Consider the following 17,619-nt stretch of genomic DNA (forward strand, 5'->3'; position numbering starts at 1 on the left):
CGCATTTGCGGCAGCTGCATCTACCCGCGCGAGCAAGCACGAGCGCGGAGGAGACGTAGGCATGTCCAGGCCATGGCAGCGAATACATCGGGGGCTCCCCGGAGGGGACACATACCCGGCAGACGTCCATGGCTAGGCCGGAGGAAGGCAGCCTGGGCCGCCGCCTGACCGCCGCGAGACAAGCCAGGTTCCGTCGCCGCAACAACCGCACCGGCGTCGAGGGGACGGACGCCTCCCACCCGGCAGCCGACTCGCCGGATACCAAGGCGGACTCCTCGTATCCGCAGGCCGGACCCTCCCTTCCCGAGCCCGGCAGTGAACCCGGTGCACATGACACGGCGGGCGCATCCGTTCCGCCACCGGCCGACCCGGACTCCACCATCATGCTTCGGGTCCTCCGCATACCCACAGCCGCTCGCCTCGGCCCCCGGCGCAAGCCCGCGCCGCCCACCGTCGCTCGCCGTGTCGCGGCCGGTGTCACCGCACGCCTCGCGCCGGTCCTCCAGGGCCTCGCACCCACGGCACGCCGCCTTCGTCCCCGTTACCCGCGACCGGGCCGCACCGGCTGGCGGCGATGGACACCGTCCTGGCGTCAGTGGCTGGGGGCCTGTCTGACACTGATCGCCGTGACCGGTTCCCTGCTGACCGTCCTCTACGTCACCACGGACATCCCGGAGGACCTCAACACCTACGCCACCCAGCAGGACAACGTCTTCTTCTGGTCGGACGGGACGCCCATGGCCCGTACCGGCTGGGTGCAGCGGCAGGAGATGCCCCTCAAGGACATCCCCGAGGACGTGCGCTGGGCCGTGCTGGCCGCCGAGAACGCGAGCTTCTACTCCGACCCCGGAATCTCCCTGAGCGGCGTCTCCCGCGCGTTGTGGCGCACCGTGGGTGAGGGCGACACGCAGGGCGGTTCCACCATCACCCAGCAGTACGTCAAGAACGTCTACCTGTCGCAGGACCGCTCGGTCAGCCGCAAACTCACCGAAGCGATGATGGCCATCAAGCTCGACCAGCAGATGAGCAAGGACGAGATCCTGGAGGGCTACCTCAACACCAGCTGGTTCGGCCGGGGCACCTACGGCATCCAACGAGCCTCACAGGCGTACTACGGCAAGGAGGTCAGCGAACTCAACGTCAGCGAGGCCGCGTTCCTCGCGTCCCTGCTGAAGGGAGCGGGCCTCTACGACCCCACCCTGAGTGCGGACAACCACGACCGAGCCGTCGAGCGGTGGTCCTGGATCCTCGACCGCATGGTGGAGATCGGCAAGTTGTCGCCGACCGAGCGCGCGAAGTACAAGGAGTTCCCCGAGCCGCTGAAGCAGTCCCAGGTCTACGACACCGGCCACCAGAGCGACTACCTGGTCGAGTTGGCGACCCAGTACGCCAAGAAGGCCGCGGGCATCTCGGACAAGCAGTTCGACCTGGGCGGCTACCAGATCTACACGACCTTCGACCGCAAGCGGGAGGACGCGCTCACCAAGGCCGTCACCAGCGCCCGCCAAGATGCCGAGGAACGCGACGCCTCGACGGCGAAGACCGCGCACTACGGCGCCGCCTCGGTCGCCGACGACGGTCGGATCCTCGCCGTCTACGGCGGCCCCGACCACCGCACGCAGGGGTTCAACGAGTCCAACGCGACGACGGTCCCGGCCGGTTCTGCGTTCCTGCCGTTCGTATACGCCGCCGGCCTGGAAAACGGCGTCACCACGGAACGGGGCGCGCCGGCGACACCTGTCAGTCCGGACTCCCTCTACAACGGAGACAGCGACGTGCCGGTCAGCACACCCGAGGGTCCCTACTGGGACCGTAGCGGCAAGAAGGTCACCGCCCACAACGACAACGACACGTCCTGGGGGCAGATCTCCCTGCACAAGGCGCTCGCCCATTCCGTCAACGCCCCGTTCATGCAGCTCGGCATGGACACCGGCCTGGACAAGGTCCGTCTCACGGCCGAGGCGGCCGGCATGCTGCCGTCCAGTATGGGCTCGCAGGTACCCGCGCTGACGCTGGGCAGCTCGACGCCCAGCGCGATCCGAATGGCCGACTCCTACGCCACGTTCGCGGCCGAGGGCATCCACACCGAGCCGTACTCGGTACACCGCATCACCCGCAACGGAACCGATGTCCTCCTGGACAAGCCCGCATCGGACCGCGCGATCAGCTCCAAGGTCGCCGACCAGGTCACCGAGGCGCTCACGGAGTCGTTCGTCACCCAACACCCCGACGCGGCTGGGGAGTCGGCCCAGGTCGCCGGCAAGGGCGGCACCACCGAGAAGGACACGGCCGCCTGGTACGTCGGCACGCAGACGTCGGTGTCGACGGCGATCGTCGTCTACCGCATGGATCTGACCAAGAGCCTCGAACCGCTGCCGTTGAAGGGCGTGGCGGGCTCTCCCGCCACCGACGTTCCCTACAGCATCTGGTCGAGCGCCATGAGCCCGCTCAGCTGACGCGAGCCGCGACGGCGACAGAGCCCCATTCCGCATCCCTTCTCGCAGAATGTGCCACCGATGACCTCCAAAGCCCACGGCCGTCGCCGCAGACGGAACAGTGCTCACATCCTCGGCCGGCTCACCGCCCGCCCAAGGATCCTGATCGCCGCCATCGCTCTCGCCCTCGTGTGCATCGCCGTACCCCTGCTGGTGCTGGGGAACGGAGACGATCCGGTGCTCACCGGATCGGCGGACGGCAAAGCCGCCGCAGACGGGGAGAACTCGACGAAGAAGGACACGGAACCCTCCTGGGACGGCAAGACGAAGGTGATCGGGGACGGCTCCACGTCGTACACCGGACCGCAGACCGAGGAGCTCAAGGCCGAGCCGCTCAAGCCGGGAGAGAAGCCGCCGCAGTTCGTCGTCTTCTCCTGGGACGGCGCCCTGCAGGGCGACGACGAACTCTTCTCGCACTACCGGGAGTTGGCGAAGGAATACAACGCCCATATGACGTTCTTCCTGACCGGCATCTACCTGCTGCCGAAGGACAAGAAGACGCTCTACGATCCGCCGATGCACGATCCCGGGGCAGCGGCGATCAGTTACCCCACCGACGAGCACATCCGCACCACGCTGGAGCAGCTCTCATTGGCCTGGGAGGAGGGGAACGAGATCGGTTCCCACTTCAACGGCCACTTCTGCGACGCCAAGGGCGGCGGCGACTGGAGCGTCGCGGAGTGGAAGAGCGAGATCAGCCAGTTCTACTCCTTCGTGGAGAACTGGAAGACCAACACCGGCTACACCGACCTGCCACCGCTTCCCTTCGACGCGAAGCAGGAGATCATCGGCGGCCGGGCGCCGTGCCTGGAGGGCCAGAAGAACCTGCTCGAGGCGATCAAGAGCTTCGGCTGGCGTTACGACGCCAGCTCGCCGGGCGACTTCCAGATATGGCCCACCAAGAAGGACGGCCTCTGGGACTTCCCGCTCCAGATGCTTCCCTACGAGGGGGGCGAGTACCAGGGCCTGTCCATGGACTTCAACTTCCTCTACAACCAGTCCGACGGCGAGACCGAAGGCGACCCGGCCAAGTACGAGTTGTGGCGGCAGGAGACCGTCGACTCCTACCTCGCCGGCTTCGACCGCGTGTACTACGGCAGCCGGGCGCCCCTGTTCATCGGCAACCACTTCGAGGACTGGAACGGCGGCATCTACATGAAGGCCATCGACGACGTCATCAAGAACGTGTGCGTGCGCAAGGAGGTCCGCTGCGTCTCCTTCCGCGAACTGGCCGACTGGATGGACGTCCAGAAACCCGAGGTCCTGGAGCACCTGCGCAGCCTCGACCCGGCGCAGTCACCGGACTGGTCGACGGTCGTCAAATAGCCCTGGCCGACGTCCCGTTGCGATTTCGATGGCCAGGATCCAGGTATGTAGGGAGTTCCCCGATGCGGCACCGCGGAAGACCCGGCTAAGCAGAAGGCAGCCCGCTTTCTGCCTCGGCCTCGCCTTCGGGATGGTGCGCATGGACGACCACGACTTCACCGCGGACATGTACGAACGCGTACGGGACTCCCGGCAGCGTCATGACGAAGCGGCGGCCGAGCGATTCGGCGCGGCGCTCCCGGAACGCGAGGCGGCCGAGGAACTGGCCGGGCAGGACGCGTCCTTGCCGGACAGCGAATCCCAGCTCCAGGCCCGCGCGGAGCATCTGATCAGCGGGGGCGCACTGCCCATGGAGACAGTGATGTCGCTCGTCTCCCAGGAACTGCCGGGGCGGCGGCTCCTGGAGCGCATCATCGGCGCCTCCAAGGACCTCCAGGCGGTCAACTTCCTCTCGCGCGGTTCACGTGCCGCCGCGACCGTGGGCCGTATCTCGGTGTTCGACAACGGCCGCGTGCCGCCGCTGGGAACGGGATTCCTCGTCTCCCCGGATCTGCTGCTGACCAATCACCATGTGTGCCGGACGCGGACGCGGCCGCACACGTCGTCGTGGAGTTACCCGCCGAGACCGGAATCGACAACTCCGCGGCGCAGCCTGCCGTGTACCGGCTGGTCGGGGACTTCGTCCCGCTCACCGAAGAGGAGCTGGACTTCTCCCTCGTACGTGTCGAGGCGGGGGCCGACGGGCGGCCGCCGGGGGCGCAGTTCGGCTGGAACCGGCTCATCGGCGCGCAGGGAAAGCTGGTGAACGGCGAGTCCGTCAACATCGTGGGGCACCCGAGCGGCCGACTCAAGGAGATCGCCATCCGCCGCAACGAACTGCTCTTCCAGCTTGAGGACTTCCTGCACTACGAGACGGACACCGAGCCCGGGAACTCCGGTTCGCCCGTCTTCAACGACCAGTGGGAAGTGGTGGTGCTGCATCATGCCGGTGTCCCCCGCAAGGACGACCAGGGCAGGGAACTGCGGCGCGACGGCACTCTCGTCCAGCCCGGCGACCCGGACGAGGTGGTGGACTGGGTCGCCAGCGAGGGCGCCCGGGTCAGCCGTATCGTGGCGCGCCTGCGGACATCGCTGTCCGGGACCGCGCGGGAGCAGCTGCTCGGGGACCTGGGTCTGCTCCCCGCCACCGCACCCACAGCACTGCCCGCCGCCGAGGCTCTGGCCGCGCGAGCCGCCGCGGCGGCCTCCCGGCTTCACCGGCGGCGGCAAGCACATTCAGGGTCCCGGCGCACACGGCGTACGGGTTCGGCTCATCGGTGTCCACCAGCGCGAAGCACGTTTCCAGCGCTCTGCGTTGGCTCGACGGCAGGTCGGCGAAGTGGGGGCCGGTCAGTCCCGGGGCTCGACGCCATCTCGATCGTTTGTCTCCCAGAGAGGGGGTAAATTTCCGGTTCATGCTACAACGGGGCGCGGCCGCGACCGTCTGCGGGCGTTCCCTTCGGCCTCTGTCGCGGGGCGCCCTCATGCGGGTCAGTGTGGCCCGGCCGACGCCAACCGGTGCAGCCGCAGGGCGAGTTGGATCTCCAGCGCGCGGGCCGGGCTCTGCCAGTCGTCCCCGAGCAGTCGGCCCACACGCTCCAGCCGCTGCGCGACCGTGTTCACATGCACATGCAGGTCGTCCTTGGTGCGTGCCGGACTCATGCCGCACGCGAAGTACGCGTCGAGGGTGCGCAGCAGGTCGGTGCCGCGTCGTTCGTCGTACGCCACCACCTGGCCGACGGTGCGGTCGACGAAGCCGGAGATGTCCCGGTCCCCGGCGAGCAGCAGGCCCAGGAACCCGAAGTCCTCGGCCGCGGCGCCGTCCCCGGCGCGGCCGAGCAGGCGCAGGGCTTCCAGGCAGCGCTGCCCCTCCGCGTACGCCGCGGCCACGGCGCCCGGGCGGGTGGCAAGCTGCTGGACGAGTCGGTCGACGGGAGCGGAGGAGCCGACGGTGACCTCCTCGTGCACGGCGCTGCCGAGGTGCTTGGCCGTGCGACGGGCCAGGTCTGTCGCGGTGTCGCCGGGGCGGAGGGGCAGCAGCAGGACGGTGCCGCCGTCGCGGGCGGCGGCCAGTCCCCGCCGGGTGGTGGCGAGATGGGAGGCGGCCGACCAAAGACGTCTGCGAGCGGCGGCCTCCTGGTCGGCATCGGCCGCCGGTGCCTCAAGCCGGGCGGCCAGCACCACGTGGGCGCCGTCGAGGTCGGCGTGCAGTCGGGCGGCACGCTCGCGCAGTAGTCGCGGGTCGCGGTCGCGGGCGTCGAGGAGGTCGTCCAACAGCTCTCCCCGGACGCGCTGTTCGGCCTCGGAAGCCGAGCGTCTGGCGAGCAGGAGGAGTGAGGTGACCATCGCTGCGCGTTCCAGCGTGCGCTGGTCGACGGGGTCGAGGCCCGGATGGCCGTGCAGCACCAGCGCGCCGAGCAGTTCACCTCCGGCCGCTACTGCGGCGACCCAGTCGTGGCCGCGTCGCACGGCGTGTCCATCTGCCCTGGATGTTTCCAGTGCGGCGGCGGGTGCTGCTCCCACCTCCGCGAACTCGACCGTGCCGTCAAGGACTTCGGACACCGCGGCGGCCACGTCGTGGACTCCGCCGCCGCGCAGGACGAGTTCCGCGAGCCGGTCGTGGACTTCGGACGCGCGCTCGATGACCCCGCTGCGGTCGCGGATGATCTCGTTGGCGCGGCCCAGGCGGTCGAGGGCCGAGCGGGTCTCCGCGAGCCAGTTCGCCGTGTCGATGGCTGCCGCGGCGAGAGCGGCGAAGGAGCCGAGGAGGGCGATCTGTTCCCGCTCGAAGACCCGTGCGCGGCGGTCCGCGGCGAACAGCACGCCGATGACTTGGGGCCCGATCATGAGCGGCACACCGAGAATCGCGACCAGACCTTCGTCCCGAACGCCGACGTCGATGGTCAGGGTGTGCTGGAAACGCTCGTCCTTGAAGTAGTCGTCGGTGACATACGGGCGGGCGGTCTGCGCGACGAGCCCGCCGAGCCCTTCGCCCATACCGAGCCGCAGTTGCTGGAAGCGAGCGGCGACCGAGCCCTCGGTGACCCGCATATAGGTGTCACCCCTGCCCGCGTCGTTCAGGCTGAGATACGCGACGTCCGTGCCCAGCAGTGACCGGGCCCGCTGCACGATGGCCCGCAGCACGGCGTCGAGGTCGCGCAGTCCCGCCAGGTCGTGGGCGGTCTCGAAGAGCGCGGAGAGCTCCGCCTCGCGGCGGCGACGTCCCTCCATCTCCGAGCGCACACGCAGCGCGAGCAGTTTCGCCTGTTCGAGGGCGGTGACGTGCTCGGTGGGCCGGCCCTCGGCGCGGGCGAGCAGCACCGGCTGCTCGTAGGCATCGGCAGACGCGCCTCTGGCCAGCAGCTCCAGGAACGGCGCCTCGGAACTGCCGACGGCAGACTCGGCACTGCCAACGGCAGGCTCAGCACTGACGACAGCGGGCTCGGCACTGACGACAGCGGGCTCAGTGCCGTCAGCGGCGGCCTCGGCGGACTGCGTGTGATCGCGAGACATGCTCCCAGGATCACCCATCGGAAGATCGCCGCCGCCAGCCTGTGGATAACTCACCGTAGCCACCCGCCGCTCCCGCTCAATGCGCGGTCCAGCCGCCGTCCAGTGCCAACGACGTGCCGGTGATGAAGGACGCATACGGGCCGCACAGATACGCGACGGCCTCGGCGACCTCCTCCGGTTCCATGAGCCGTTTGACGGCACTGTCCTGGAGCAGCACCTCGGCGAGCACCCGCTCCTCGGGAATCCCGTGTGCTTGTGCCTGATCGGCGAGCTGCTTCTCGACCAGGGGGGTACGCACATAGGCGGGGTTCACACAGTTCGAGGTGACTCCATGGGGCGCGCCTTCAAGGGCGGCGGTTTTCGAGAGCCCCTCAAGACCATGTTTTGCGGCCACGTACGCCGACTTGAACGCCGAGGCTCGCAGTCCATGGACCGACGACACATTGACGATACGGCCCCAGCCCTGCCCGTACATGTGGGGCAGCGCTCCGCGGATGAGCCGGAACGGTGCCTCCAGCATCACGGTCAACACGGTGTGGAAGACGTCGGGCGGGAACTCCTCGATGGGGCGGACCAGTTGCAGCCCGGCGTTGTTCACGAGGATGTCGGCGCCCGCGGCGGACCGCTCCGCCGCGTCGAGGTCGGTGAGGTCGAGGACGTGCGGCTCGACGGTGCCCGCGAGTCCTTGGGCCAGTTCGGTGAGCGCGCTCAGCCCCGCCGAGTCGCGGTCGATCGCTCTCACCCTGGCCCCGGCCGCGGCGAGCCGCAGCACACAGGCACTGCCGATTCCACCCGCGGCGCCCGTGACAAGGGCGGTGCGGCCGCCGAGGTCGAGTGCGGGGGTCTGGGTTCCCGGGAGGGCACTGGGCTCGGTCATATCTCGACCCTAAGCAGCGCCCCGGACTCAACCCATGTGGTCAGCTCACACACTTCGCGCTCAGGTCGTAGGGTCGAACCATGTGGGTGCGTCGGAGAGTGCCTGCTTGATCCGCAGCAGGCAGAACTCGTTCAGTTCCGGCAAGGCGTCCACGTCGAACCAGCCGACGTCCAACGACTCGTCGTCGTTGACACGCGCCTCACCACCGACAGCACGACACCGGAACGTGATGTCCATGTACTGACAGGTATCGCCGTTCTCGTAGGTGACCGGTGCAAGGGCCTGGACGAGCACGACGCGCTCGACGACGCACCGCACCGCCGTCTCCTCGAAAACCTCCCGGACCGCTCCGGCGGCGGGCTGCTCCCCCGGGTCCGGGATGCCACCGATCACCGACCACTTGCCCGTGTCGGAGCGGCGCCCCAGCAGCACTCTGCCCTCGTCGTCGAAGACGATGGCGGTGACTCCGGGCAGCCAGAGCAACTGGTGGCCGGCGGTGGCCCGGATCGTACGGATGAAGTCGGGAGTAGCCATGCATCGACCCTAACGGCCCCGTTCCACAGCTCCGTTACGGTCCGGAGACTGCGGCCTGAACGCCGCTACCGCGCCGTCCGCGCACCGTCCTCGCCACCGCCCAGCCGAGCCCGCCCGCCGCAACCAGCACCAGGACCATCTCGGGAAGGATCCCCAGGCGCGTGGCCGGGGTCTCGGAGGATCGCAGCGGCACCTTCTGGACGAGCGAGTCCGCCACGAACATCCCGGTCTTCTGGGTGATCTTCCCGTCCGGCATGATGATCGCGCTGACGCCGCTGGTCACCGGCACCGTGACGGTGCGGCTGTGCTCCACGGCGCGGACGCGCGACATGGCGAGCTGCTGGTAGGTCATCTCGCTGCGGTCGAAGGTGGCGTTGTTGCTGGGCACCGAGATCATCTGCGCTCCGTCGAGGACGGTGTCACGCACGTCCCAGTCGAAGGCCGCCTCGTAGCAGGTGGCGAGGCCGACCTTGGTGCCGTCCATGGTGAACACGCCCGCCTTGGTACCGCGGCTGAAGTCCTGGCTCACCATGGACGTCCAGTTGCTGTTGATGGCCCCGATGAGCGAACGCATGGGCAGGTACTCACCGAACGGCTGGATCTGCCGCTTGTCGTACGTGTCGACCGGGCCCTTGTCCGGGTCCCACAGGATCTGCTCGTTATAGAGCTTGCCGTCCCGCTCGACGACTCCGCCGACCGAGATGGGGGCGCCGATCGCCTTGGCCGCGCCGTCGATCACGGCGCGGGCGTCGGGGTTGGTGAACGGGTCGATGTCGGAGGAGTTCTCCGGCCACAGCACGAAGTCGGGCTGGGCGACCTTGCCCGCCTTGACCTCGGCTGCCAGCCGCTCGGTCTCCCGCGCGTGGTAGTCGAGAACGGCACGCCGCTGGGCGTTGAACTCCAGCCCCGCGCGCGGAACATTGCCCTGGATGACCGCGACGGTCGCCGTGCCGTCCTCGGCCTTGTCACTCACCAGCGACCGTGCGGCGAGCGCCCCCAGCACGGGGACGACGACGCTGAGCAGTGCCACCGCGGCGGCCCCGCGGCGTACGACCCGGGTGCGGCGGCCTTCGAGAAGCAGGCGTACGGCCTCGTACAGCCCGAAGCCGCAGAGCACGACCGCGAAGCCCAGTACCGGCGTTCCGCCCACCGCGGCGAGCGGAAGGAAAACCCCGTCCGCCTGCCCGAAGGCGATCTTTCCCCAGGGGAACCCACCGAACGGCACGCGTGCGCGTGCGGCCTCGCCCGCAATCCACAGGGTCGCCGCCCACAGGGGCCATCCCGGCAGCCGGGAGACGGCCGTGATGCCCGCGCCCACGAGCGCGACGAACACCGACTCCGCGATGACGAGTGCGATCCACGGCCCGGGGCCGACCTCGACACCGGTCCACACGAGCAGCGGCAGAAAGAACCCGAGGCCGAACAGGTAGCCGAGCCCGAGACCCGCCTTCCAGGTGCGACCGCGCAGGGTCCAGCCGAAGACCGCGAAGGCCGGAAGGGCCAGCCACCAGAGCGTGCGTGGCGGGAAGCTGACGTACAGCAGCACGCCGGAGAGCGCCGCGGAGACGGCCGGAACGAGACGGAGGGCCAGTCCGGCCCCGCGCGATGCGGGCGCGGCCTGGGGTTCGAGCTGTTCCGGCTCGTCTACGGATGTCGCGGTGGCGGTCACTCCGGGAGTGTACGGCGCATGACCTGGGCGCCGACAGCGTGGTCCACCCGGCCCCGAACAGGAACCGGTCCGGTGGGAAGGCCTCTGCCCGACCGCACCCTCCACATCTACTGCAGCGTTCCTGCGCAACTCGTCCACAAGCCGGCGCATCACCCGTTACGGTGTGCCCGAACCTCTGACGTGCGGACGGACAGCCACCACGGCCGGGGGGCACCACGGCCGGGGAGCGGCACGGCCGGGGAGCGGCGGGGTGGGACCCACGGGGATGACGTCTGCGGCCGATTCCGCGGCCGCGGGCGACAGACGCAGCGCGTCCGACGTCGCGGGCATGATCGCGCTCGGGGCGTGCGCGATCTGGTCCTTGATCACGGCGGGCGCGCACCACGGCCGGCCCGAGGGCGTGCTCCTGGCGGCGCTCGCCGTGACAGCCGGCTATGCCTCGGGACGAATCCTCGGAGCGCTCCTGCCCGTCGCCGCACCCTGCAGGGGCGCGCTCGCCGGACTCGGCCTCGCCGTCGCCGCCCCGCACACCGCTCCCGGCGCGGGAGTCACCTCGCCGCTTGGGCACGCCGGCGCCACGGCCGCACTGCTGGCCCCTTCCGCCGGAGCCGCGTGCTGCGCGGCCTGGGCGGCACATCCACCGGTGCTGCGCCTCGCGCTGGGGCTGCTGGCAGCCGGAATCACCGTGACCGCGGCAGCACTGGGCTCGACCACCGGCTTCGTCCTGTGCACGGAGGTGCTGCTGTGCTCCCTCGCCGCCGCCCGTATGCGCCGCCGCGCGCTGGGACTGGCGAGCCTCGCGCTCACCGCGGCTCTGGCGACGGGAATGTCCTTGGCCATCGCCGAAGACCCTTTGCCCGACGGCCTCACCGCGGCATTGGAAGGCCCCCTCACTCGGCATCGGGTCCTGCTGGCGCGACGCGCTGCACCTCGCCCGCGAGTATCCGGCCCTGGGCGCCGGCCGGGGCGCTACGGGGAACTCAGCCCTACGGTCACCCGGTCGCTCCTGCCCGACCACAAGCCGCACTCCGCGCCACTGCAGCAGGCGGCAGAGCAGGGCGTGATCGGCGTACTGCTGCTCGTGATGGTGTTCTGCTGGGTTCTTTACGCACTGTGGCGCACGCGGCGTCCCACACCGATCGCCCTCACTGCGGACGCGACCCTGACCATGCTGGCCGTCGTCGCGTCGGTCGGCAACGCCCTGAGCTTCACCACGGTGACGGCCGGGGCGGGCCTGCTGGCGGGGCTCGCCCCATCACGACCACTGTCCGACGAAGAAAACACCACGGCCCCCGGGAGAACGTCCCCGGAGCGACCGTCCGGAGCCGTAACGGCCGACGGCCGAGGGATCAGAGCGCCGTGCCCGGCGTGGTCGTACGCAGATGGTCGCGGATGATCCGTACGGCCGCCTCCGCGTTGTCCACTGTGATCGTGAATGTATGGCCGTCCCCCAGGAGGAGCACCACGCCCTCGCCACGCCGCACGATGACGGCGGTTCCCATCTCGGGACGCCAGCGGTAACCCCAGCCGCCCCACTGACGGGGTGTGACCGAGGGCGCGAAGTCGGCCCCGACGACGTTCGAGAGCGGGATACGGCGACGCGGCAGCCCTATGTGGCCGCAGCGCACTTCGAGGGAGTCCTTGTCGACCTTCACCGCGACATGCACGAACGCGAGCGTGCCGAACAGGATGAGCAGCCCTGCCGCGATGCATCCGACGACGGACATGACGAGTGGGGCGCTGCCGGCCGTCCAGGTGGAGTCGACGGCCAGTTCGATGCCGAGCGCGATGCAGGCGGCCCCGCCGAGCGCGGGCAGCCACTGGACGCGGTTGGTCGCGCGCCCCGTCCAGATCGCGGGATGCGAGGTCTTCTCGCGGTGGGGGTGGTCCCTCATGGCAATGAGACTACTCAGGTTCCGCCGTGCGGGCACCGGGTTGCGGAGCGTTACTGCTCCGGGTGGACGTTCTTCCTGGGCAGAGCGTCCACACCATGGCCGAGGGTGCCTACCGGTGACCGCCGGTCAGCGCGCCGGGGTGACCGCGGACAGGAGTCGGCCTTCTTCGTAGGCCAGTGCGGGAGCGGGAAGCGCACCCTCCCGGCCGCTCAGGAGCACCGTGAGAGAGCCGTCGGCGGGGGCCTCCGGGTCCGGGGCCTCACCGATCCGGCGCAGCGCCTGGGCGGCGACCGCTCCGGCGGAACCGTGCAGGACCAGCGGCGGCAGCCCGGGCTGCTGTACGGAGGCGCGGATGCGCTCCGCGACCAGCTCGTAATGGGTGCAACCCAGGACGACGACCCTTACATCGTCGGGGGTACCCGCCGCAGCCGCGATGATCGCTGCGTCGATGGCCTCCTGGTCCGCGTGCTCCACGGCTTCGGCGAGGCCGGGGCAGGCCACCTCGGTGACGTGCACTCCGTCCGCGAACTCACGGATGAGACCTCGCTGGTAGGGGCTGCCGGTGGTGGCGGGCGTGGCCCAGATCGCGACGGGTCCGCCGCCGGCCGCGGCCGGTTTGATCGCCGGTACGGTGCCGATGACGGGCACGCCGGGCTCCAGTCGGGCGCGCAGCGCGGGCAGGGCGCGTACCGAGGCGGTGTTGCAGGCGACGATCAGCGCGTCGGGGCGGTGCATCGCGGCGGCCTCGGCGACGGCGAGAGCTCGCACGGTCACGTCCTCCGGCGTGCGCGGTCCCCACGGCATGCTGCCGGGGTCCGAGGAGAGGATGAGATCGGCGTCGGGTCGCAGAAGGCGTACCGCGGCGGCGGCGGCGAGCAGTCCCATACCGGAGTCCATGAGCGCGATCTTCACCCGGTCACCATAGACGATCCGCCTCGACGGGCCGCCGGGGTGGGGCAGACTTCGGCGGGTGAACGCCGTTGCGTGGACCGCTGTTGGATCACTGGCCGCCTGGCTCTGGCTGCTGCTCGGCCAGGGCTTCTTCTGGCGTACGGATGTGAGACTGCCGCCGCGCGGGGAGCCGGACGACTGGCCGTCCGTCTGTGTCGTCGTACCGGCGCGCGACGAGGCCGCCGTACTGCCCGAGAGTCTGCCGTCACTCCTCGCTCAGGACTATCCGGGGCGGGCCGAGGTCTTCCTCGTCGACGACGGCAGTTGCGACGGCACCGGGGAGCTGGCCCGTGAGCTGGCACGGGGGCACGGCGGGCTGCCGCTCACCGTCAGCTCTCCCGGGGAGCCGCCCGCGGGCTGGACGGGCAAGCTCTGGGCCGTTCGCCACGGCATCGGCCTGGCACGCGCGCGTGATCCCGAGTATCTGCTGCTGACGGACGCCGACATCGCCCATGCGCCGGACAGCCTGCGGGAGTTGGTGGCGGCGGCGCGCACCGGCGGCTTCGACCTGGTCTCGCAGATGGCCCGGCTACGGGTGGAAAGCGTGTGGGAGCGGCTCGTGGTGCCCGCCTTCGTCTACTTCTTCGCTCAGCTCTATCCCTTCCGCCGGATCGGCGTCCGGGGCTCGCGCACGGCTGCCGCGGCGGGCGGCTGTGTCCTGCTGCGTGCGGACGCGGCCGAGCGGGCCCGGATTCCCGACGCCATCCGGCACGCCGTCATCGACGATGTCGCGCTCGCGAGGGCGGTCAAGGGGAGCGGGGGCCACATCTGGCTGGGGCTCGCGGAGGGCGTGGACAGCGTGCGCCCGTATCCGCGGCTGCACGACCTGTGGCGGATGGTGTCGCGCAGCGCGTACGCCCAGTTGCGGCACAATCCGCTGCTGCTCGCCGGAACAGTCGCCGGCCTCGCCGTCGTCTACCTGGTGCCGCCACTCGCGCTCTTCGTGGGCCTCGCCGCGGGGAGTGCGGGGGCCGCGACGGCCGGGGGGCTCGCGTGGCTGCTGATGACGGCGACGTATCTGCCGATGCTGCGCTACTACCGGCAGCCCCTCTGGCTGGCTCCGCTGCTGCCGGTCACCGCGTTTTTGTACCTCCTCATGACGGTCGATTCCGCGGTGCAGCACTACAGGGGGCGGGGCGCGGCCTGGAAGGGCCGCACCTACACGCGTCCGGACGCCGCCCTGGACGAAATCTGATCGCTCACTTCCTGCCGGGGGTCCAGTTCATGCCCCACCCGTAGGTGTAGTCGATGGTGCGCTGGGGGCTCACTCCGCGCTCGGGGACCAGGAACCGGGCCTCGCGCTGGACGATCAGGTCGCCGCCGTTGTTGGTGATGAGGGCGAGGGCACAGACGGTCGAGGGCACTGTGCACTCGCCGAGGGAGAAGTCGATCGGCGCGCCGTTCAGCGGCTGGAGGGTCACCGTGGCGTCCAGGTCGGCGAAGGAGCGCGCTCCTTCGTAGATCGTCACGAAGATGACGATGCGCCGGAAGCTCTGCTTGTGGTCGAGATTGATGGACAGGTTCTCGCCGCTCGCCGACGCACCGGTGCGGTCGTCGCCGTCGAGATGGATGTACGGCGGCTGGTGCAGCGCTCCGTAGGCGTTACCGAGAGCCTGGACAACTCCCTTGCGGCCGTCGGACAGTTCGTACAGGGCGCAGAGGTCGAGGTCGAGATCCGCGTGCATCGCGACGGCCCGGCCCAGCTTGCTTCCCCACCCCGAGAACTGCTTGCGCACCTCCCAGTTGAGGTTCACACGCATGGCGCCGGACGTACCGCCCTGCTTGCTGAGCGAGACCGACGGTGCCTCCTTGGTGAGCGTGACCTTGGTCAGGCGCACCGGGGCCGGAGGGGCTGAGGGCGGGACGGGGGGCGGCGTGGTGACGGGCGTGGCAGCCGGCCGCATGGTGGCGGGCGGGGGGACCGGGGGCCGCGTCGTAACGGGCGGAGCGACCGGCGGCCGCACGGCCGTCGGCGGAGCAACGGGCGGTGCCACGTACTGCGGCTCGTCCACCGTGATCCCGTAGTCCGTGGCCAGTCCTTCCAGTCCGCTGCTGTACCCCTGCCCGACCGCACGGAACTTCCAGGCACCCTGACGCCGGTAGAACTCACCGAGTACGAAGGCGGTCTCGACGCTCGCGTCTGCGCTGTCGAAGCGGGCGACCTCACTCCCCCGCTGTACGTCGAGCACCCGAATGTACAGTCCGGGCACCTGCCCGAAGGGGCCGCCGTCCGTGGAGGCGGCCAGTACCACGGTCTCGATCGCGGGCTCCACGCGCGCGAGGTCGACGAGCAGGGTGTCGGTCACCTGACCGCCCTCGCTCCGCTTGCCCTCGTGCCGCACGGCGCCGGAGGAGTGCACGGGCTGGTTGTAGAAGACGAAATCGCCGTCCGACCGGACCCTCCCGGAGACCAGCAACAGCGCGGAGGCGTCCGCGTCGGGCACACCCGGCGCCGAACGCCATCCCAATTCGACGCGCAGCGCGGTCGTCGGCACGGGAACATTCGATCCCTTAGACATTGGCATGTACGCCCCCATCACGTGTCTCCGCGCCGAAGGGCGCCTCGGTCGGTCCGTTGGCTGCGCTCCCGCCAAACCTAATCCCCGGCGTGACGAACTCCCAAGATCCGCACCGGAAGACTGGTGGTCAACCGCCGGTAACCTGCCAGGAACTAGGCCTTTACACGATCCGAACGTGCTTCGGTGCCCTTTTTGCCGAGTTCGCTCGCATTGGGGATCCCACGTCACTGCCGACACGGAAAACAACCCTCTTATCGGTCTCCCCAACCAGCACATCGTGGGCTTAACTTATGTGCCATGACCTCCCCCCGCTCCACCTATGGCGGCGGTTACTACTCCGCGCCGTCCTTCCCGGACACCCCCATCTATGACTCCCTCGTCGCCGAGCGGGGCACTCCTCAGATCGCCCCGATCCGGGTTCCCGCCGCCTACGACTCGGGCAACAGCTATCTGCCCGCGCTCCCGTCGGCGCTCCCCGCCCTGCCGCCCGGCCCCTCCCAGCAAGCCCCGATGTACGGCTACCCGCAGGCCCAGCAGCCCGCACCGCTGCAGCAGGCCCCGGCGCCCTACATTCCGCAGCAGACCGGCGTCCCGCGCGGCTACCCCGGTGGCCAGCCCCAGCAGCAGCGCCCGATGGCGCCCGGCACGGGCTACGAGGCCATGCGCCCCGCGGCTCCCCGTCCGGCTCCGGCCCCCTACCAGGATCCGTACAACGGCCAGCAGTACCGCGGGTACTGAGGCAGCGGGCACCGAAGTTATTGGAGCGAGGTTGTCAGTGCCTGCTGGCACGATGGCGTCATGGGGAACACGAAGCTGCACTCGATCCATGTCCACCCGGTCAAGGCCTTCACCGGCCAGGCGGTCCGGGAAGCCATGGTGGAGCCCTGGGGGCTGACCGGAGATCGACGCTGGGTACTGATCGACGACGGGGGAAAGGTCGTCACTCAGCGCCAGCAGCCACGTCTGGCACTGGCCGCCGCCGAGCTTCTGCCCGGCGGCGTCCGTCTGTCCGCGTCCGACCGTGAGCCGGTGACCGTTCCCGTGCCCGAGCCGCTGGACACGACGACGCTGAGCATCTTCGGGACCAAGGTGGACGCGGTCCCGGCCGACGACGCCGCGCACGCCTGGTGCAGCGCGTTCCTGGGCGCCGACGTGCGCCTCGTCCACATGGATGACCCCGCCACGCGCCGCCCGATCGACGACCCCCCGCACTCCCGGCCGGGCGAGACGGTCAGCCTCGCCGACCGCTACCCACTGCTGCTCACCACGCTCGCCTCGCTGGACGCCCTCAACTCCCTCATCGCCCAGGGCGATCACGCCGAGGAGGGGCCGCTGCCCATGAACCGCTTCCGGCCGAACGTGGTCGTGGCGGGCACGGAGGCCTGGGCCGAGGACGACTGGTCGCGGATCTCGATCGGCGAGGTCACCTTCCGGGTCGCCAAGATGTGCGGCCGGTGTGTCGTCACCACCACCGACCAGGGCACCGCCGAGCGCGGCAGGGAACCGCTGCGGACACTCGGGCGCCACCGCCGCTTCGGGGACCGGCTGGTCTTCGGGCAGAACCTCGTGCCCGAGTCGACGGGCAGGGTACGGATCGGCGATGCCGTCACGATCCTCGAATGAACCGTCCGGTCAAGTTCCGTGAATAGGCCACGCATAATGGGAACCCGGTCCCCAGGCACGGTCGTTGACACTTCGCGAGGAGTTCACGAAAGGCCCGGGGCGGGGTGATTTCGCTCTCTCTTCCCCGAGCTCGTCGCGCGGACGCCCCTGCGGTGAGTTATCACGGAAGCGGAAGGGG

At 70.0% G+C, this 17,619-nt stretch carries 14 protein-coding genes; 7 read left to right on the forward strand and 7 right to left on the reverse strand.

Going from position 1 to position 17,619, the window contains the following annotated elements; genetic code table 11:
- Nucleotides 1–128: 128 nt before the first annotated feature.
- From ACFWP7_RS06730 to ACFWP7_RS06740, 3 genes are all read left to right on the forward strand, one after another.
- The gene (locus tag ACFWP7_RS06730) at nucleotides 129–2,456 is read left to right on the forward strand and encodes a transglycosylase domain-containing protein (RefSeq protein WP_384377060.1); all 2,328 of its coding nucleotides are present in this window, start codon (nucleotides 129–131) and stop codon (nucleotides 2,454–2,456) included.
- Nucleotides 2,457–2,516: 60 nt separating this feature from the next.
- A complete protein-coding gene (locus ACFWP7_RS06735; RefSeq protein ID WP_384377063.1) occupies nucleotides 2,517–3,821 on the forward strand; it encodes a hypothetical protein in 1,305 nt (434 codons plus the stop codon).
- A 606-nt stretch (nucleotides 3,822–4,427) separates the two neighbouring features.
- Complete coding sequence (locus ACFWP7_RS06740) at nucleotides 4,428–5,264, forward strand: trypsin-like serine peptidase (RefSeq protein WP_384377066.1); 837 nt, start codon at nucleotides 4,428–4,430, stop codon at nucleotides 5,262–5,264.
- Nucleotides 5,265–5,351: 87 nt separating this feature from the next.
- Here the strand turns inward: ACFWP7_RS06740 and ACFWP7_RS06745 are convergent, their stop codons facing one another.
- The 4 genes from ACFWP7_RS06745 to lnt all read right to left on the reverse strand — a co-directional run bounded on the left by ACFWP7_RS06745 (nucleotide 5,352) and on the right by lnt (nucleotide 10,453).
- Nucleotides 5,352–7,373, reverse strand: a complete 2,022-nt coding sequence (locus tag ACFWP7_RS06745; protein ID WP_384377069.1) for a helix-turn-helix domain-containing protein — start codon at nucleotides 7,371–7,373, stop codon at nucleotides 5,352–5,354.
- A gap of 76 nt (nucleotides 7,374–7,449) precedes the next feature.
- Nucleotides 7,450–8,250, reverse strand: a complete 801-nt coding sequence (locus ACFWP7_RS06750; RefSeq protein ID WP_384377072.1) for a 3-hydroxybutyrate dehydrogenase — start codon at nucleotides 8,248–8,250, stop codon at nucleotides 7,450–7,452.
- 60 nt (nucleotides 8,251–8,310) lie between these two features.
- The gene (locus tag ACFWP7_RS06755; RefSeq protein ID WP_384377075.1) at nucleotides 8,311–8,784 is read right to left on the reverse strand and encodes an NUDIX domain-containing protein; all 474 of its coding nucleotides are present in this window, start codon (nucleotides 8,782–8,784) and stop codon (nucleotides 8,311–8,313) included.
- A gap of 34 nt (nucleotides 8,785–8,818) precedes the next feature.
- A complete protein-coding gene (gene lnt / locus ACFWP7_RS06760; protein ID WP_384377078.1) occupies nucleotides 8,819–10,453 on the reverse strand; it encodes an apolipoprotein N-acyltransferase in 1,635 nt (544 codons plus the stop codon).
- Nucleotides 10,454–10,718: 265 nt separating this feature from the next.
- Between lnt and ACFWP7_RS06765 the strand changes: the two genes are divergently transcribed.
- Nucleotides 10,719–11,849 (forward strand): O-antigen ligase family protein, encoded by a 1,131-nt coding sequence (locus ACFWP7_RS06765; RefSeq protein WP_384377081.1) that lies wholly within the window; start codon nucleotides 10,719–10,721, stop codon nucleotides 11,847–11,849.
- Here the strand turns inward: ACFWP7_RS06765 and ACFWP7_RS06770 are convergent.
- Both ACFWP7_RS06770 and ACFWP7_RS06775 read right to left on the reverse strand, forming a co-directional pair.
- The gene (locus tag ACFWP7_RS06770) at nucleotides 11,803–12,348 is read right to left on the reverse strand and encodes a hypothetical protein (RefSeq protein ID WP_384377084.1); all 546 of its coding nucleotides are present in this window, start codon (nucleotides 12,346–12,348) and stop codon (nucleotides 11,803–11,805) included. The genes ACFWP7_RS06765 and ACFWP7_RS06770 overlap by 47 nt on opposite strands.
- Nucleotides 12,349–12,474: 126 nt before the next feature.
- Nucleotides 12,475–13,260 carry a glutamate racemase gene (locus tag ACFWP7_RS06775; protein WP_384377086.1) on the reverse strand — a complete coding sequence of 262 codons (786 nt, stop codon included), beginning with the start codon at nucleotides 13,258–13,260 and terminating at the stop codon, nucleotides 12,475–12,477.
- A 58-nt stretch (nucleotides 13,261–13,318) separates the two neighbouring features.
- Here ACFWP7_RS06775 and ACFWP7_RS06780 point away from each other — a divergent pair, with 58 nt between their 5' ends.
- Nucleotides 13,319–14,494: a glycosyltransferase gene (locus ACFWP7_RS06780; protein ID WP_384377089.1), complete on the forward strand. Its 1,176-nt coding sequence runs from the start codon at nucleotides 13,319–13,321 to the stop codon at nucleotides 14,492–14,494.
- Nucleotides 14,495–14,498: 4 nt separating this feature from the next.
- On the opposite strand, the gene ACFWP7_RS06785 is transcribed toward ACFWP7_RS06780, so the two are convergent.
- Nucleotides 14,499–15,836 (reverse strand): TerD family protein, encoded by a 1,338-nt coding sequence (locus ACFWP7_RS06785; RefSeq protein ID WP_384377092.1) that lies wholly within the window; start codon nucleotides 15,834–15,836, stop codon nucleotides 14,499–14,501.
- A gap of 279 nt (nucleotides 15,837–16,115) precedes the next feature.
- Between ACFWP7_RS06785 and ACFWP7_RS06790 the strand changes: the two genes are divergently transcribed.
- A complete protein-coding gene (locus ACFWP7_RS06790; protein ID WP_384377095.1) occupies nucleotides 16,116–16,556 on the forward strand; it encodes a DUF6643 family protein in 441 nt (146 codons plus the stop codon).
- Between the two features lie 60 nt (nucleotides 16,557–16,616).
- Complete coding sequence (locus ACFWP7_RS06795; RefSeq protein WP_384377098.1) at nucleotides 16,617–17,441, forward strand: MOSC domain-containing protein; 825 nt, start codon at nucleotides 16,617–16,619, stop codon at nucleotides 17,439–17,441.
- Nucleotides 17,442–17,619 lie beyond the last annotated feature (178 nt).

Source organism: Streptomyces sp. NPDC058470, assembly GCF_042721055.1.
GTDB lineage: Bacteria > Actinomycetota > Actinomycetes > Streptomycetales > Streptomycetaceae > Streptomyces.

Bases quoted from the DNA above. Each gene is read 5' to 3' on its own strand.
- ACFWP7_RS06730 (WP_384377060.1), top strand. From the start codon at position 129: ATGGCTAGGCCGGAGGAAGGCAGCCTGGGCCGCCGCCTGACCGCCGCG.
- ACFWP7_RS06735 (WP_384377063.1), top strand. From the start codon at position 2,517: ATGACCTCCAAAGCCCACGGCCGTCGCCGCAGACGGAACAGTGCTCAC.
- ACFWP7_RS06745 (WP_384377069.1), bottom strand. From the start codon at position 7,373: ATGTCTCGCGATCACACGCAGTCCGCCGAGGCCGCCGCTGACGGCACT.
- ACFWP7_RS06750 (WP_384377072.1), bottom strand. From the start codon at position 8,250: ATGACCGAGCCCAGTGCCCTCCCGGGAACCCAGACCCCCGCACTCGAC.
- ACFWP7_RS06755 (WP_384377075.1), bottom strand. From the start codon at position 8,784: ATGGCTACTCCCGACTTCATCCGTACGATCCGGGCCACCGCCGGCCAC.
- ACFWP7_RS06765 (WP_384377081.1), top strand. From the start codon at position 10,719: ATGACGTCTGCGGCCGATTCCGCGGCCGCGGGCGACAGACGCAGCGCG.
- ACFWP7_RS06770 (WP_384377084.1), bottom strand. From the start codon at position 12,348: ATGAGGGACCACCCCCACCGCGAGAAGACCTCGCATCCCGCGATCTGG.
- ACFWP7_RS06785 (WP_384377092.1), bottom strand. From the start codon at position 15,836: ATGGGGGCGTACATGCCAATGTCTAAGGGATCGAATGTTCCCGTGCCG.
- ACFWP7_RS06790 (WP_384377095.1), top strand. From the start codon at position 16,116: ATGACCTCCCCCCGCTCCACCTATGGCGGCGGTTACTACTCCGCGCCG.
- ACFWP7_RS06795 (WP_384377098.1), top strand. From the start codon at position 16,617: ATGGGGAACACGAAGCTGCACTCGATCCATGTCCACCCGGTCAAGGCC.